Annotated in this window: 1 pseudogene; it reads right to left on the reverse strand. The window is 59.4% G+C overall.

The annotated features are described in order from the left end of the window. Positions 1-89 precede the first annotated feature (89 nt). Positions 90-239, reverse strand: a pseudogene (locus EOD29_RS34735) (ABC transporter ATP-binding protein); the annotation flags it as partial.

Here is a 239-nt window from a genome sequence, read left to right on the forward strand (position 1 = left end):
CGGAAATCGAAATGGATTTCCGGAAAGAACGACACGAAAACGAAAAATGATAGAGCCCGCGCGTCCAACAGGAGGTGCGGGCTCTTGGTTTAGTTCTCGAAGACATGCGCCTTGCCGGCGATATCGAGGCGAACGAGATCGCCTCGCGCCGGAAGCGCAACGCTCGAAGTCTTGATCAGGATCGGCGGCAGCGCAACGCCGTCGAGCGAAACGGCAACGGTGCAGACGGCGCCGCCGAA

The organism is Mesorhizobium sp. M1A.T.Ca.IN.004.03.1.1 (assembly GCF_003997555.1).
In the GTDB taxonomy this organism is placed as follows: domain Bacteria; phylum Pseudomonadota; class Alphaproteobacteria; order Rhizobiales; family Rhizobiaceae; genus Mesorhizobium.